Origin of the sequence: Algivirga pacifica, from assembly GCF_039543525.1 — a bacterium.
Lineage (GTDB): Bacteria > Bacteroidota > Bacteroidia > Cytophagales > Flammeovirgaceae > Algivirga > Algivirga pacifica.
This window is the reverse complement of record NZ_BAABJX010000071.1, coordinates 1-15834: the sequence shown is the minus strand read 5'-3', so window position 1 is coordinate 15834 and position 15834 is coordinate 1. Positions and strand designations below refer to the sequence as shown.

Here is a 15834-nt window from a genome sequence, read left to right as displayed (position 1 = left end):
TGGCTTATGTACGGCCGCGCCACTGGCGCGGCCGTACGAACTAGATGGCTAATTCATAGATTATAATTGTTATATAATTTATATTATGTTAAATAGAATATTTCAGATAATAATTTAACGCCTTATAATTTCTCTATTTGAGCTACTCTATTTCCTCTTAAAAAATAGAATTAGTCTGATAATACCTGTTGATTTACCTCAAAAAACGATATCCCTGTAGAGGAGAGAGGTGTGTATTAAAGAATACGCTATAGTAGACCATAAAAAAATAAAGTGACCCTTGATCCCCTACTCTATTGCTCATCTCATTAACATCCATTTGAATAGTTCAATACAAATATTCAATCATTACAACTTAAAAAGTTACATTCTCCATAATATTGTACATATGTCTATAAACGTACTTTTCACGCATATACTTTTGGCTAATTTTTCTCTTAATAGTAAAAAAACAAGTCAAGAAAATGTCGATTTACGCTATCTATTACTTCATTGTTGGTCATAAAAAAGACTTCTCTTTTGAGCATCGTATACTCAATTTGCTAATTCTCATAGAACTGTCATTTATAGGTATTAGCGCTTTAATTGTTTTTTCCTTTTTTGAAGAGGATATGTACTCTTATCTTATCATGGGAATAAGCAGTGCGTTTCTATTACTCTTATTGTATTTATCCAGATCGAAACGGATATTTTCTCTGGCACTTAAAGGGTTTATTTTTCAATGCTTTGCTTTAACCATTATTCTCTGGTTTTTCTCTGGAGGAATATCCGGACCACCATTGATGTATATTATCTTAATTCAGTTATTCATCAATTTGGTAACTCCCTATAAAGTGCATTTGCGCACGGCATTTATTATTGCTGCTTTAATTATTGTGCTGGTTGCCATTAATCTATTATATCCTTCATTGGTCTATAATTACCCATCAGAAATCAGTAGAACTGCAGACAATGTGAGTAGTACTTTAATGGCTGTCATGACCTTGGGTTGTGTATTTTTGATTTTTAAACGAAAACTAGAGCATCAAGAAAAGATCCTTAATGAACACATTACACATCTGGAAAAGAGCACCAAGGATTATGAAAAACTATTAGACAGCGTTAAAGAGGATTTTTTCTTAATTAGCGAGGACCTGGAACAAAACATTAAGTATATCAGCCCTTCAGCAGGAGATATTTTAGGCTACTCTTCCATAGATTTATATGAAGGCTTTCATAAAATAATTACTTCCGTACCAGAAAATAAAGAAGCGTTAGCGCGTAGAAAAGAACTGTTTCATAATAGTTCAAAGGCTGTTTATGAGTTGCTCTTCCCCCACCCTGACGGAACTATGCGGACTTTATTAGTGAAGGAGTATGCACAGTTTGAAAAAGCACATGTTCATACAGGGTTTAATGTAATCATACAGGATGTGACCATGAAAAAGGAATTTGAGTATAATATGAGGTCATCCCTGGAAAAGGAGAAAACACTGAATGCTCAGAAAGAGGCATTTATTCTTACCATGTCGCATCAGTTTCGTACTCCCCTTACCATTATCAAGTCCTCCTGTATCTTGGCTAAGAAAAAAGTACTGCCACAGATGAGTGAAGGACAAGAAACGTTAAAGAAATTATTAGAAAGACAAGATGAAGGGTTCCTTCAATTAGAAAATCTTTTAGCCTCTATCCTGGCGTATAAAGCACTGGACCAACATACGATGATTTTTACGCCTCTTTTGGGAAACCTGAATGAGTACCTGATTGATATTATTAAGCCTTTCAATATAGCATCTACCACAGGACAAATTGTGCATTACCATACAAATAAGGAAACTTGCTATATGGACTTTGACGGCTCCTTATTACAAGAAGCAATCAAGAAACTAATCAGCAATGCTTTAAAGTACTCTGAAAAAGATGTACATGTAACCTTGGAGTATTGGGAGAAACGAGCACTTATTATAATCGAAGATAAAGGAATGGGTATTCCAAAAGATAATCTGGAACATGTGTTTGAACCATTTTTCAGAGGACATAATGCAGATAATACCAAAGGAGCAGGATTAGGGCTAAGTATAGCTCACAAGTTCATTCAACTTCATCAAGGAAGTATCACTGTGAAAAGTGACGTCAATAAAGGCAGTTCTTTTATTATTTCTCTTCCTATAGAACAAAAAGATAATCCATATAAAAATTCTGAGGAGGCTACCTCAGTAGTGTAGCCCCATTTTAGGTTTCGAGATTAATACAAGTTTTTCATATGCCTTACTTCTTCCTCCTTCAAATGATAAATACGATACAGGGTGTCACTCAAACGATCTTTGAGGTAGTGACGTTCCGTGGTTTCTACCGACTGGTGGCATAATAAACGACTGGTCATTAATAACCCAAAACGATCAATGGAACGGTACGCAAAGGTGTGCCTTAGGTTATGTAATGACAATTTATAGAGCTGTCCTTCTTTTTCTGCATACCGAAGTCCATTCTTCTTAAGAAATAGCGTAAAGTATGAGGATATATTAGAAGTATTATCTCCTTTAAAGCCAAGAATACGATCTTCTGCCTGTAACTTGTTCGTTATAATCCATTCTTTAAGGGTATTCAGTAATGCTAATGGAACCGGCAAGTTATAAGGTTGATTTCTTCCCTTAAGAAAAACGGACATACGTTCGCGGCTAAAGTCAATGTCCTTTACTTTTAGAAAGAGCATACTGCTGGCCCTTAGTCCCATAGAAATCCCCAAATCTAATAGTAACGCCATTCTGTCTTCCGCTAACGCATACATTTTCTCCAGGTGATCGTCTGGTATCGAAATACGAAGAACTTCTTGCTCGTACCCTTCCAATGATTTAAGCTGCAAAACCGCTTTAATTTCTTCCGCTGCGCTGTGGAAGCGTTCATCCCTTTCAGCAAAAGGAGTATTTTTTTCCATACGTTGTAAATAGAACGTACAGAAACGTTTGATCCATTCCAGGTATTTATTCTGGGTACTTACTGATAAATGCCGCTGACTTTTAATATAAGTATTGACCTCATAGGCATTAATCTGTATTTGCCCATAATGCTCCTGCATCCAATGAAGAAATGCAGAAACACCATTACAGGCTACCTGTGCATACCGCGTTGGACGATTAAGTCGGGAGTGTATCTTGAGCCATTCCCCAAACTCAATGACCAATGGATGTCCCTGTATCTGTTGGTAGGTGTCAGCAGGAAGATAAACACCTTTGATCTGGCTATCCTGCAGCCAGGCAATATATCCTTTTAGGTTCGGGTGCTTACGAAACTGGTATGCATACATTTTCAAATACGAATGTCTATTAGCCGTAATTCGCTCTTTTTCTTGCTCCTCCTGTAAATGCAGTTCGTAGCGATGAAAAGCAGCGTCCGCTTCTTTCAAATTTCCTTTACGGTATTGGATAGAAAACTTAAGAAATAAACTGAAGTTGGACTTAGCCTTGGAGATCATAGGTCTATGCGCTACATATGCTGCGTTATTTTTATCTCCCCAAGTGAGTCCTAGTGCTTGATAGAGGTACTTCTCAAACAACTCTGTAATCTCCTGAAGGGGTAACTTACCCTTGTTTTCCTCAAAAATGCTCCCTACTCCCCTATTTTGATCAATCGGCTGAATTTTCATTATATGAATACTTATATGTATTTACATATTCAAATTTCAAACATATAATTAATTTAATATGAGCCTATGCGTATTAACAATATTTGCTCATATGCATTTACAAATATAATAATTAATAATTGGTAATTATAACATCTTTATAGATATTATGCTTCATTTTTATCTTAAAAATAAACAGATGTGCACCATTTTCATCAGTGTACATCTGTACCATTTTTACTTAGAGAGTTCCTTAAGCTTTCGTGTTTTTCGACGACCAAAAGAGTTCTTAAATCCCTTCAACCACTTCACGGCATCATTCATATTTTTGAACACCTGAAGTTGTATGCCATTATTATTGAAATTGGATTGCAGACTATTGATCATATTTTGATCTAGCCCATTTCGCCCCTCTACAATGGCCCAGAATCTCCAACCCGACTCTACCATTTGTGGAAGCCAGACTGAATTGATCCATAGGATATCTTCATCGGAGTATACAGATACTCCCCTATTGTCCGAAAGCCATTTGTTTGCATTGTACTTTCGAAAAGTTTTCAGACCAACATTGAAAGCCTTTTTCAGTTCCTTACCAACAATATTTCCCTTAAAAGACTTTCTGACAATTCTGCCATCATTGATCCATTCAACCGTTGCTTTTTGCGTTTCGTGAATAACCATAGTTCAAGCTAAGATTTATTGATATACAGGTAAAATAAATAAGTTTTATATAATTGGCAATCAAGGATTTTAATGGTCACAATGCGTTGAACATAAATTCATATTTTTTCACCTATATAAAAGACAATTAACATCAGTATTAAGACAAAGGACGTTGTAATTGTTTTAAAGAAAGTGCAATTTCTTTTAGACTATGTTCACTTTTAGGATTATAGTACCAATTTGCATTGAACTCATTGATTTTCCCAGTTTGTGCATTATTGGCTATCATGATATGGAAAAATCGATTTCCTTTTTGTTGTGCCGTTAATATACGTACGCGGGTATAGTTATCGGGTACAGGGATTCTTCCATCAGAGATCAACAATAGATCAGCGGTATGAAAAGCCTCTTGATGCATATACTCTACCCCTTGGGTTAGTGCTTCATTGGGATCTGTCCCTCCATGGAATGACATGGAAAGAAACTGCAAGAGCGTATCCATATTATGGGTTGCATCAGACAGGTCCAGGGTTTTTACTTCTTTGGAAAAGGCCATTAAAAGGCATTTTCTATCTTCCTTGATGGCTTCTTTCAAAATCGCTAAGCTCAGCATTTTAGCGATTTCTTCTTGTTTTCCCATCATGGAAGCACTAGTGTCTACACATAGTATAACGGGACCTTTCTGTTCTTTATTGGTTTTTTGCTTCTCTTTCTGTTCTTTTTCCTCTTTTTTATCTTGGCTACTTCCTTTAAGCTCAAAGGTTTGCAGTTTTTTCTCGGCAAACTTCTTATAAAAGATAGCTTCTGTTTCTGGATTTCCTAACAAGGCAATTTCTGAAGGAAGTAAGTGTGCCAAGTCGTTATTCTCCGTAACCCCTACTAATTGCTTTCTGCCTTTACTCAGGGTTCGTCGAAATGGCTTAATCGCAATGGTTTTCAATGACTCTTCCTCTTGGGCATGCAATGCACCACTATATTTCCCTAGTAATCGAGCCAACGTTTTAATACTTTGCTGATCATTGAGCAAGGCTTCATATTTATGTAAAGATTCCAGATTACTTTCTGTCCATTTTCCTGCAAAATCACCCCATTTAGGAGAGTCTCCATGCTTAAGGAAACGGGATAAGTGCATGATTCTCTCTACATTCTCCGATTTTTTCTGTAGGCTTTTCTTAAAGCGCTGTTGCTTATTGCGATTGTTGAGCATTTTATCCATCATATCAGACAAAGAACTACTCAACTGTCCCATTTTACCTTGCTTCTTCTTTTTTCCTTTCCCCCCTTGCTCTTTTTTCTTTTGCTTCCCAGAGGAAAAAAACGATAGGGATAAGTTTAAGCGAAACTTCTTCTTGGGAGGACGTTGGAGTGCAATACCATCCAGGTAATCCAAGACTTCTGTTAAGGTTTTTTCTCTGATCAATGGATAGCGTTCCATACGCTCCTGTAGTCCAGGAGTCAGAAGGATATCTTCCACAGCTTGCACATAGGGCAATAGGTGCTCAGGAATACTAGTAGGCTCTTCCAAAGTACCTTTTCCCAATAATGCTTTCAGGTAATTTCCGAAGAAGGTACGATCTTCCTGGTTTCCTATATTTCCAAATAATACAAAGCGTTCAATACGCTCAGACAAGGTTGCCTCCATAACTATCTTTCATTTTTTGCACTTTCAACTTCATATCCAATACTTCTTGCATGATTCCATTTAGAAAATCATCCATTTCCAGTTTACGTTTGTGGCTGATGAACAGGTGCCCATCTTTATCCATAATACGCTCTCTGGTTTCTTGAAGTTCAAGTGCTACTCCATTTAGATAGGTTATGATTTTTTCGGCTGTTTCATTGAGTTGTTTAACAACAGGAGTACTTGTAGGCTTGGCAACCATCCCTTTTCGGTGTTCTTCATGCGTGATCAGTGAAAAGCGTTGATACCCTTCTCCTATTCTGATTTCAACTTCCGTAGGAGAGATTTTACTAAGCTCGTATACTTCTCCCATTCCTGTTTGCGCATAAAGCTTACAGTCTACGGAGGTTCCTGAAAGTAACTCAAAATCGTCTACCAGAATTTTGTCATGCCAACTATTAAAACCGTCCAGCTGATAATACTTGTTATCAATCAATTTAGGTACGGTCATGTACAGCTCCTTTTCCTCCTTGGTTTTATGTTCAATTTCCTGACTATAAAGCTCAACCTGTCGGTTAACGGATTTAAGGTTATACTTTTTCTGCCATCCAAATTCGTAAACGGCCTCGTTGACCCATTCCTTTACTTTTTCTATTTGTTTGGGTGTACTCCACAAACAGTGTGAGATCAGTAAACAATCGACTAGATTGACAGCGGTACGGTCATTTAAGAAGGCTGATGTTCTCAATAATCGTATGATTTTCCGCCATCTCCTATCCGAAACATATACTTGCTCCTCTTCTGAGATATTTCCTTGATTATATCGGGCGATAAGCTTACGAATCACCGTAATAACGCTTAGTACTTCTTCAGGAACATTGATCTGATTGATTTCCGAACTCCACTGTTTAACCTCTTCTTCCTGCAGACGCAATGCTTCTTCAATTTCGACATCGTCCGTTGTATTCAGGGAAGTGATCATGGAATAGAATGCTTCTTCGTCCAAGATGCGATCGACAAAGCAACGAATCAAGAAACGGTCCCATAAAGCTTCCAACCCTTCCCCTTTCTCGGGCAACTCATTTGAAGCAGAGATCAATGCCTGTAATTTTACATTGATTTCTTGTTCTCCATTTCTATAGAGCTTTTCATTAATTACCGTTAATAATGCATTTTGAATAGAAGGTCCTGCTTTCCAAATCTCATCCAAAAACACCACTGTAGCTCCTGGCAAATAACTATCTGTTATACGTTCATATTTATCTTCCTTACTTAATCTTGAAATAGAGATCGGACCAAAAATCTCATCTGGTGTACTAAAGCGATTCATTAAATACTCAAAGGAGCGTCCTTCTTTAAAAGCATACTTAAGGCGTCTGGCCAACATACTTTTACCTACCCCCGGCGGTCCAAGCATAAAGATACTCTCCCCAGCGATGGCTGCTAAAAATGCCATGGCCATTACCTCTTCCCGTTCATAAAGCCCTTGACTAATAATATCTAGAATACGGTGTGCTCGTTGCTTGATTGTAAGTGATAGTGTGTGTTGTTCTGGTTTCATAGTTATTTGGCTTACAAAAAATGGATGATTACATTAAATTAATATAAGAATATGGTGGATTATTTCTATATAAATAGATTATTTATTTTTGGTTAAAACAGGAAAGGCTATTCATAATGAATAGCCTTTCCTGTTTTAACCAATTATTTTATTATAAAATCATGGTTTGGTCAGCTTATTTGCATAATCAACCATCTCCATGATTTTATGTTTATTTTTACCATTGAGTTTAACCTTTTTTTGTTCCATATACGCTTCAATGTCTCTTTTAAATGGACCAAAAACGGTAAGGAAATTCTCATTGTAATCAGCAACCTCCTGTACTTCACCATTTTGATTACCTATGTACTGCACATTATCCATCTTGAGTTTGACAGGCTGTCCATTATCCAAACGTTCTCCTCTCCCGACCAGAAACACTTTATTGAAATAGCTAAAGGGTCCCTCAGAAACCACTTCAAGCAATCCCGAAATAGGCACTGTATTATAGGATAGATAAAGACCATTGATATATCGCTTTTTTACAAAACGCCCTCCCCCTTCATTGAAGGTAAAAGAGAGCTCTTTAATTTTATTCAAATCAACAACCCGGATATGTTCATTGTGCTCATATGAAGAGTCATATATCTCTAGCTGTCTGAAGAAAATGTTATAGCGTCCAGAAGTTACATGAATACTTTCTCCATTGGAAAAAGTAACCTCAGTGGGAAGCCAATTATCGAAAATATACGTACGATAAGCTTGAGCATACATTGTTGGGCATAGTAGTACACATATTAGCAAAGCGTGAAAGCTCTTGAAAGATTTATTCATAGGTTATTGATAGTTTGGGTTAATTAGTACATGAGACATTCTATGTATCTTGTTATAGTGCTGCTATAAATAATATAGCAAAAGTCATGCGACTCACATTACTAACTTGCTGGCTTTTAGAGGTTTTAATGAAATAGTGCAACATTTTCATTTTTTGTACACAGAAAAAAAGCTTTTCCTTTTTATAAGGAAAAGCTTAAGTTTTTAACGCTTCTTTCTATTTTTCTTTTTCTTCTTCTTTTCTTTGATTTCATACTCTAGATCCTGAATTTCTTCCATCACAGCTTTCCAGTCTCCTTTTTCTTCTTTTGGCCTTAAATTGTCCAGATGAATTTCATCTTTCTCCATCCTTGCGATTTTTTTATCCAATAGTTCCTCTACTTCTTGTAGTAAAGGAAGCTCCCCTTTATCGCAAAACGAGATGGCTACACCTTTTGCCTCACCACGTCCCGTACGTCCTACACGGTGCACATAGTTTTCAGGAACTTCCGGCATATCGTAGTTTACGACATACTCCACTCCTTTTACGTCAATTCCCCTGGCGACAACATCCGTTGCAATCAGCAACTTAACCTTTCCTTCTCTGAAAATTTGTAAACGTTCTTCACGATCTTTTTGCTCAATACCTCCGTGCAGGGCAAATGCTTCAATACCTACACGTTCCATAGCTTTTTGTACCCTTTCGGCCCTTACTTTCGTTCTTACAAAGGCTATAATGCGCTTATCATCATTGGCCTTCACCATTTGCTCCAGGTATAGTCGCTTATCATCCATGTCGATCATAGCTACACCATGATCTACATTTTTGGTGATCTTGTCCTCTGGTGCAATTTGTATACGAATCGCCTTCTGATTCACCAAACGATAGGCAAGCTTCTTGATATGCTTATCAATCGTAGCAGAAAAGAATAACGTCTGTCTTTTGGAAGGCATTACACTGATCATTTGCAAGATATCATTCAAGAATCCTCTGTCTAGCATTTGATCAGCCTCATCCACCACAACGGTTTCTACCTGTTCAAAAGAAATATACCCTTGACTTTTCAAGTCAAACATCCGCCCTGGGGTAGCCACCAAAATATTGGTTCCTTTTCTCAATCGATCAATCTGGGGGTCTTGCTCTACTCCACCAAATACCGCTGTCGTCTTAATTTTCAAGTGCTTACTTAGTACCTGAAAGGTTTTAGCTGTCTGCTTTGCTAGTTCTCGGGTAGGCACCATCACTAATGCTTGAATTCCTTTATCCCTTGAACGCTGACGCGCCAATTTTTGCAAAATAGGAATAACATAAGCAGCGGTTTTTCCGGTACCGGTTTGTGCTATGGCTAATAGATCCTCTCCTTCCAAAATATGAGGAATGGATTTATGCTGAATATCTGTTGCTCTAATCATGCGCTCCTCCTGAAGGGCACGAACAATATTATTATCTAATTGATATCTCTCAAATTTCATGGTACAAAAATACGGATTATAACCTATTTGTCTCTATACCTTATAACAAACTATAGCCATAGAAATGCGACTACTCTTATATTCAGGAACTTTTAAGGGGGTATTATGAGTATTGAAAATGTAAATAAGTCTTAAATCACGTTATTCTAGATAAAATGCGTTGGAAAGGAAGAAGAAAAAGTCAAAACACCGTTGACAAGCGAAGGTCAACAGGAGGAGGTGGTAAACGAAATACATTGGGACTTGGTGGTCTTTTAATCGCTATTGTTTTATCCTTTGTACTAGGAGGCAACCCCTTACAGTATTTAGGTTTAGTAAATACAGTGACGAATGTAACAACGGAAAGTCACAGAGGTAGTCAATATACCCCATCAGCAGAAGAAGATGAGCTTGCAGAGTTTGTTTCGGTAGTACAGGCGGATACAGAGGATGTCTGGAATAAACTTTTTCGGGAGAATAATTTAACCTACAAAGAACCTAAGTTAATCATGTTTACGAGTGCTACCCGTTCAGGCTGTGGTAATGCAAGTGCTGCTACCGGCCCTTTTTACTGTCCGGCAGACCAAACCATCTATATAGACCTTAGCTTTTATGACGAACTGAGAAATCGTTTTGGAGCTCCTGGGGACTTTGCGATGGCTTATGTTATTGCCCATGAAGTGGGGCATCATGTACAGCATCTACTGGGAACTACTGACAAAGTACATGGGCAATCCGGAAGAATAAGTAAAAAAGAATACAATAAGCTTTCCGTGAAGTTGGAGCTTCAAGCGGACTTTTATGCCGGAGTATGGGCACGACATGCTGATGAGATGAAAGATATTATGGAATCCGGTGATCTGGAGGAAGCAATCAATGCTGCCAACGCGATTGGAGATGACCGCTTACAAAAACAGGCTCAGGGCTATGTTGTGCCAGATGCCTTTACGCATGGAACCTCCGAACAGCGTATGAAATGGTTCAGGAAAGGGTATGAGACTGGAGATGTGAGACAGGGAAATACGTTTGAAGCAATACAGTGATACTGAGTTATGAGTTATGAGTTATGAGTTGAAATTTAAAACTCATAACTCATGACTCACCATTTTATTTTCTTATCCGAAACACCAATCCTCCCGTAATATCTCCCTGGACAATCGGTATCGTAGTATTCACTCCTAAGCCAGTGGATGGTCCTCCAGTACCAATTCCCACATATCCTCCAACACCGTCAAAGAACATCGGGAGCATGAGTCGTCCTTGTAGTCGAATGCCAACTATATCATTGATAAAATATTTCATCCCCCCTCCTAGTAGTACGGAAAAACGCCAGGTGTCTTCTCCTCTGAATTCTTTATCATTGAAGCGGACTAACCCAGCTGTTAGAAGACTAAAAGGAATAAATGCCCCATCTGGATCCCCGAAGTTTTTCAAAGAACCTATTTGAAAATATTCTACCGAAGCTCCAAAGTCCCTACGCTCATAATTGAACGGTGGCGCTTGATAAAATGGGTAAGGGCGCCATTCTGCCCGAGTATCCATACGGGTATATCCTAACTCCAGCATTACTCTTGGTGTGATGGCAAAATCAATCATACCACCATAGTTTCCATTATCCTTGATCTTCAGGTCTCCTTCAATAAAATCAATACTTCCTCCAAACTGAAAGCCTCCAAATCCTGTGACCTCTATGCGCTGGCTATATCCTTGAAAGGTGATTAGGGTAAACAGTACCAATAGTACAAACTTTAATGGGTTATTATTCATAGCTATGTAATTGATAGGTTATTAATAGTTGTTGAACCGTTGAATTTCAATACTTCGTATTGAGTTGAATCGTTGATTCGAGTTGAACTGTTGATTGATATTGGTACTCACACAACAATTCAACTCGAATCAAGACGCCATGTAATGGAGCGAAGCTCAATTCAACGAATCAACGATTCAACAAAATGAATATAAGGGTATTCCACGAAAAAAGGCAATCCATTACTGGATTGCCTTTACCTGTATGCATCTATATTTTTTCCGTTTAATTACGGAACCGAAAGCCTTACTGTCTAAAAAGTAAGCTTATAACGTTTCGTATGGATTGTCATCCAAGAACTTCGTAGTGAAGTCACCTGACTTGAACTGATCGTTGTCCATCATTTTCAGGTGGAAAGGAATAGTAGTTTTCACTCCTTCAATCACAAACTCGTTCAAGGCACGTTTCATTCTCAAGATTGCTTCCTCTCTTGAATCAGCTGTTACGATCAATTTCGCAATCATCGAATCATAGTATGGAGGAATCGTGTATCCAGCATATACGTGAGAATCTACACGTACTCCTGCGCCACCTGGTAAATGCAACGAGATGATTTTACCTGGACAAGGACGGAAATCGTTTTCAGGATCCTCCGCATTGATACGACATTCGATAGAGTAAGCTTTAGGATAGTAGTTCTTTCCAGAAATAGGCTCTCCTGCAGCCACTTTAATTTGCTCCTTGATTAGGTCAAATCCTGTTACCTGCTCAGTTACAGGGTGCTCTACCTGAATACGGGTGTTCATCTCCATAAAGTAGAAGTCTCCGTTAGCGTCCAACAGGAATTCTACGGTACCCGCTCCTTCGTAACCAATGGCCTCAGCACCTTTAATGGCTGCTTGTCCCATTGCTTCACGAATCTCTGGAGTAATCGCTGGAGAAGGAGTCTCCTCGATCAACTTCTGGTGACGTCTCTGAATAGAGCAATCTCTCTCAGATAAGTGACAAGCTCTACCTCTAGAGTCTCCTACGACTTGAATTTCTACGTGTCTAGGATTCACAACGAATTTCTCCAGGTACATTCCATCGTTACCAAATGCTGCGCCAGCCTCTTGACGAGCGCTGTCCCATGCTTTTTGGAACTCTGATGGCTCGTTGATGATACGCATACCACGACCACCACCACCTGCTGTTGCTTTCAGGATTACAGGGTATTTGATTTCCTCTGCAATTTTCAATCCTTCTTCTACCGTAGACAATAGTCCATCAGAACCCGGTACCAAAGGTACTCCGGCGCTTTTCATGGTTGCTTTGGCTGTTGCCTTATCTCCCATTCTGTTGATCATGTCAGCAGAAGCACCGATAAATTTGATATTATTTTCAGCACAGATCGCAGAAAACTCTGCGTTTTCAGCTAGGAATCCATATCCTGGGTGAATCGCATCAGCATTGGTGATTTCTGCTGCTGCAATGATATTAGGAATATTCAAGTAAGACAATGTTCCTTGAGGAGGGCCAATACATACGGCTTCATCCGCAAAGCGAACATGCAAACTATCTTTATCAGCAGTAGAGTAGACTGCTACGGTTTTAATCCCCATCTCCTGACAGGTTCTAATAACACGTAAAGCGATCTCTCCCCTGTTGGCTATAAGTATTTTTTTAAACACGACCTTACAAGTTTTAGTTAGTAAAAAATATCTTCAGTTACAGTATCGTATAGCTATTGCTTAAGCTGGATCTACCAAGAACAATGGCTGATCGTACTCTACTGGAGAAGCATTTTCCACCAAAATCTTTACGATTTTACCAGATACCTCTGATTCAATTTCATTGAATAATTTCATCGCCTCAACGATACAAACCGTATCACCTTTCTTAACCGTATCTCCTACCTCAACAAACACTGGAGAATCAGGATTTGGAGAAGTATAGAATGTACCAATCATAGGTGACTTAATTTCGATATAGTTAGATGTATCTTCTGCTACTGGAGCCTCTGCTGCCGCTGGAGCTGGTGCTGGAGCCGCCGCAGGTGTTTCAACTGCTGGAGCCTCTGTCGCTACTGGAGCCGCCACTGGAGCTGGAGCTGCTACAGGCATCGAAGTAGGGATTTCTGAACGGAAAGAAGAAGCTGCTGCCTGATCGATATTTCTCTTAATGTGTAGCTTGATTTCAGCTGTTTCTACGTCAACTTCTTGTAAGCCTGAACTAGCAATAAAATTGATAAGGTCTTTAATTTCTGGTGCTTTCATAGTATGATATTATTTGTGAGATTAAGTTTAATGTATATATCGTGTGTTGGGATGATTTATCGTAATATGATAATCTCCGTTTAATAGATTTCTAAAAGTTGTCTGTACGTTTAAAAAGCCGGAAAGTATTGATTTTCCGGCTTTTAAAAGTGATTATCTCTTCACTCTTTCAACATATGAACGTGTTTTGGTATCAATCTTCAAAACATCCTCCTGGTTGATAAATAAAGGTGCTTGAATCTCGGCTCCTGTTTCCAGTTTCACAGGCTTTGTTGCATTGGTAGCAGTATCGCCTTTAACGCCTGGCTCAGTGTATACTACTTCCAGCTCTACGAACTGAGGAAGTTCTGCACCGATAATCTCGTCGTTGTTCTCCACGTGGAATAGAATATCAGCAAATTCTCCATCTTTCAACAAGTCGTTGTTTTCCAACATTGCTGGCTGAACGATTACCTGCTCGTAAGTATCCGTATCCATGAAGTTCAATCCCATATCGTCCCTGTAAAGGAATTGATGCTTTCTTCTTTCAATCCTTGCGGTCGTTACTTTGTGACCAGAAGGGAAAGTGTTATCAATAACCTTGCCTGTTCTGATACTTTTCAGCTTTGTTCTTACGAAAGCTGGTCCTTTTCCTGGCTTTACGTGCTGGAATTCAACGATGGCATAGATGTCATGGTTAAACTCAATACACAGGCCATTTCTAAAATCTGATGTAGATGCCATACAATTAGCTTTCTAGTGCGATATCACTAATTTGTGTAATAATGTAATTTGAAGCGGCTAATTTATAAAAAATACCCTAAAAAACGCTGTTTTTAGTTATTAATAGGCCCATTTTAAGTAAAGGGCACCCCAAGTGAAACCGCCACCAAAAGCTGCAAAAACAATATTATCTCCCTTATTTAGCTGATTCTCATAGTCCCATAGACACAAAGGCAAGGTTGCAGCGGTAGTGTTGCCATACTTTTCAATATTCAACATTACCTTCTCCGGACCGATGTTCATACGGTTTGCTGTAGCATCAATAATACGCTTATTAGCCTGATGTGGTACCAACCAAGCAACATCATCCCCAGTAAGGTTATTGCGCTCCATAACCTCTGCAGATACTCCTGCCATATTGGATACTGCATGCTTGAAGACCGTTCTTCCATCTTGCTTAGCAAAGTGCTCTCTGTTTTGTACTGTTTCAATAGAAGCTGGTTTCAAACTCCCTCCTGCTGGCATTTTCAATGCATCTCCACCTCTACCGTCTGATTTCAATACAAAGTCCATTACACCATATTCTTCTTCTGTAGGCTCAAGCATCACTGCACCTGCCCCATCTCCAAAAAGAATACAAGTTGTACGATCTTCATAATCGATGATGCTAGACATCTTATCTGCACCCACTACAATTACTTTCTTATAGGTGCCACTGCTGATAAACTGGGAACCTGTACTCATTGCATATAAGAACCCTGAACAAGCCGCTGCAATATCATAGCTGAACGCATTGAATGCACCAACTTCTGCAGCAATCAAATTGGCTGTTGCGGGGAAGACCATATCTGGTGTCACGGTAGCACAAATGATCAAATCTACTTCTTCCGGCTTTGTTCCCGTTTTCTCCAATAGTTCCTGAACTGCCTTCGCACCCATATAGGATGTTCCTCGCTCTCCTTTCAGAATTCTTCTTTCCTTGATTCCTGTTCTCTCCAGAATCCATTCGTTATTTGTCTCTACCATGGTAGAAAGCTCTTCGTTCGTCAATACATATTCTGGAACGTAGCCTCCTACACCTGTAATCGCTGCTCTGATCTTCTTGTTCATTAGATTCGTTTATTTTGTTTCTCAGGATGGACCCTAATAGAAATAGATTCTCAATTGTGAAAAATTAAGAATCTCTATCATTTTGCCGTGAAAAATCTACCAAATATATAAGAGAGGTTCAATAAATTCTACTATCAGCAATGAAGTTTTTAATTTTTAGGGTTCCTTTTTAAATGAATGAATGATGTCTTTTTCAATAACTGTAATTAGGTAAAAAATGAATTTTTATCAAAAAAAATGGATTATATAAGGATCATTTTTTTTAGTCAATCGAGTAGGAAGGTAGGGATTAGTTCCCTACCTGTCCTCTCACACCACCCTGCGTACGGA

The 15834-nt window shown here is 38.7% G+C and carries 13 protein-coding genes; 2 read left to right on the top strand and 11 right to left on the bottom strand.

Features of this window, described 5'->3' with window-relative positions:
* Nucleotides 1–464 precede the first annotated feature (464 nt).
* Nucleotides 465–2204, top strand: a complete 1740-nt coding sequence (locus ABD985_RS21000) for a PAS domain-containing sensor histidine kinase (RefSeq protein ID WP_345375281.1) — start codon at nt 465–467, stop codon at nt 2202–2204.
* A gap of 20 nt (nt 2205–2224) precedes the next feature.
* Here ABD985_RS21000 and ABD985_RS20995 read toward each other — a convergent pair whose 3' ends face one another.
* The 6 genes from ABD985_RS20995 to ABD985_RS20970 all read right to left on the bottom strand — a co-directional run bounded on the left by ABD985_RS20995 (nt 2225) and on the right by ABD985_RS20970 (nt 9711).
* Entirely contained in the window at nt 2225–3622 is a 1398-nt protein-coding gene (locus tag ABD985_RS20995) for a tyrosine-type recombinase/integrase (RefSeq protein ID WP_345375279.1), read from the bottom strand.
* 216 nt (nt 3623–3838) lie between these two features.
* Nucleotides 3839–4282, bottom strand: coding sequence for a hypothetical protein (locus ABD985_RS20990; RefSeq protein ID WP_345375277.1), 444 nt, complete (start codon nt 4280–4282; stop codon nt 3839–3841).
* A gap of 139 nt (nt 4283–4421) precedes the next feature.
* Nucleotides 4422–5906: a VWA domain-containing protein gene (locus tag ABD985_RS20985; RefSeq protein WP_345375275.1), complete on the bottom strand. Its 1485-nt coding sequence runs from the start codon at nt 5904–5906 to the stop codon at nt 4422–4424.
* Complete coding sequence (locus ABD985_RS20980) at nt 5887–7446, bottom strand: AAA family ATPase (protein WP_345375273.1); 1560 nt, start codon at nt 7444–7446, stop codon at nt 5887–5889. The genes ABD985_RS20985 and ABD985_RS20980 overlap by 20 nt, the downstream gene beginning before the upstream one ends.
* 159 nt (nt 7447–7605) lie before the next feature.
* The gene (locus ABD985_RS20975) at nt 7606–8259 is read right to left on the bottom strand and encodes a hypothetical protein (RefSeq protein WP_345375271.1); all 654 of its coding nucleotides are present in this window, start codon (nt 8257–8259) and stop codon (nt 7606–7608) included.
* A gap of 204 nt (nt 8260–8463) precedes the next feature.
* Nucleotides 8464–9711 carry a DEAD/DEAH box helicase gene (locus ABD985_RS20970; protein WP_345375269.1) on the bottom strand — a complete coding sequence of 416 codons (1248 nt, stop codon included), beginning with the start codon at nt 9709–9711 and terminating at the stop codon, nt 8464–8466.
* Between the two features lie 155 nt (nt 9712–9866).
* On the opposite strand from ABD985_RS20970, the gene ypfJ reads away from it, so the two are divergent.
* Nucleotides 9867–10733, top strand: a complete 867-nt coding sequence (gene ypfJ / locus ABD985_RS20965; RefSeq protein WP_345375267.1) for a KPN_02809 family neutral zinc metallopeptidase — start codon at nt 9867–9869, stop codon at nt 10731–10733.
* 64 nt (nt 10734–10797) lie between these two features.
* Here ypfJ and ABD985_RS20960 read toward each other — a convergent pair whose 3' ends face one another.
* The 5 genes from ABD985_RS20960 to ABD985_RS20940 all read right to left on the bottom strand — a co-directional run bounded on the left by ABD985_RS20960 (nt 10798) and on the right by ABD985_RS20940 (nt 15504).
* Nucleotides 10798–11457, bottom strand: coding sequence for a hypothetical protein (locus tag ABD985_RS20960; RefSeq protein WP_345375265.1), 660 nt, complete (start codon nt 11455–11457; stop codon nt 10798–10800).
* A 306-nt stretch (nt 11458–11763) separates the two neighbouring features.
* Nucleotides 11764–13107 (bottom strand): acetyl-CoA carboxylase biotin carboxylase subunit, encoded by a 1344-nt coding sequence (accC, locus tag ABD985_RS20955; RefSeq protein WP_345375263.1) that lies wholly within the window; start codon nt 13105–13107, stop codon nt 11764–11766.
* A gap of 60 nt (nt 13108–13167) precedes the next feature.
* Nucleotides 13168–13692: an acetyl-CoA carboxylase biotin carboxyl carrier protein gene (gene accB / locus ABD985_RS20950; RefSeq protein ID WP_345375261.1), complete on the bottom strand. Its 525-nt coding sequence runs from the start codon at nt 13690–13692 to the stop codon at nt 13168–13170.
* Between the two features lie 153 nt (nt 13693–13845).
* Nucleotides 13846–14415 carry an elongation factor P gene (efp, locus tag ABD985_RS20945; protein WP_345375259.1) on the bottom strand — a complete coding sequence of 190 codons (570 nt, stop codon included), beginning with the start codon at nt 14413–14415 and terminating at the stop codon, nt 13846–13848.
* Between the two features lie 99 nt (nt 14416–14514).
* Entirely contained in the window at nt 14515–15504 is a 990-nt protein-coding gene (locus tag ABD985_RS20940) for a beta-ketoacyl-ACP synthase III (RefSeq protein WP_345375257.1), read from the bottom strand.
* Nucleotides 15505–15834 lie beyond the last annotated feature (330 nt).

Bases quoted from the DNA above. Each gene is read 5' to 3' on its own strand.
- ABD985_RS20960 (WP_345375265.1), bottom strand. From the start codon at position 11,457: ATGAATAATAACCCATTAAAGTTTGTACTATTGGTACTGTTTACCCTA.
- ABD985_RS20990 (WP_345375277.1), bottom strand. From the start codon at position 4,282: ATGGTTATTCACGAAACGCAAAAAGCAACGGTTGAATGGATCAATGAT.
- ABD985_RS20940 (WP_345375257.1), bottom strand. From the start codon at position 15,504: ATGAACAAGAAGATCAGAGCAGCGATTACAGGTGTAGGAGGCTACGTT.
- ABD985_RS20975 (WP_345375271.1), bottom strand. From the start codon at position 8,259: ATGAATAAATCTTTCAAGAGCTTTCACGCTTTGCTAATATGTGTACTA.
- ABD985_RS20980 (WP_345375273.1), bottom strand. From the start codon at position 7,446: ATGAAACCAGAACAACACACACTATCACTTACAATCAAGCAACGAGCA.
- ABD985_RS20985 (WP_345375275.1), bottom strand. From the start codon at position 5,906: ATGGAGGCAACCTTGTCTGAGCGTATTGAACGCTTTGTATTATTTGGA.
- ABD985_RS20995 (WP_345375279.1), bottom strand. From the start codon at position 3,622: ATGAAAATTCAGCCGATTGATCAAAATAGGGGAGTAGGGAGCATTTTT.
- ypfJ (WP_345375267.1), top strand. From the start codon at position 9,867: ATGCGTTGGAAAGGAAGAAGAAAAAGTCAAAACACCGTTGACAAGCGA.
- ABD985_RS21000 (WP_345375281.1), top strand. From the start codon at position 465: ATGTCGATTTACGCTATCTATTACTTCATTGTTGGTCATAAAAAAGAC.
- ABD985_RS20970 (WP_345375269.1), bottom strand. From the start codon at position 9,711: ATGAAATTTGAGAGATATCAATTAGATAATAATATTGTTCGTGCCCTT.
- efp (WP_345375259.1), bottom strand. From the start codon at position 14,415: ATGGCATCTACATCAGATTTTAGAAATGGCCTGTGTATTGAGTTTAAC.
- accB (WP_345375261.1), bottom strand. From the start codon at position 13,692: ATGAAAGCACCAGAAATTAAAGACCTTATCAATTTTATTGCTAGTTCA.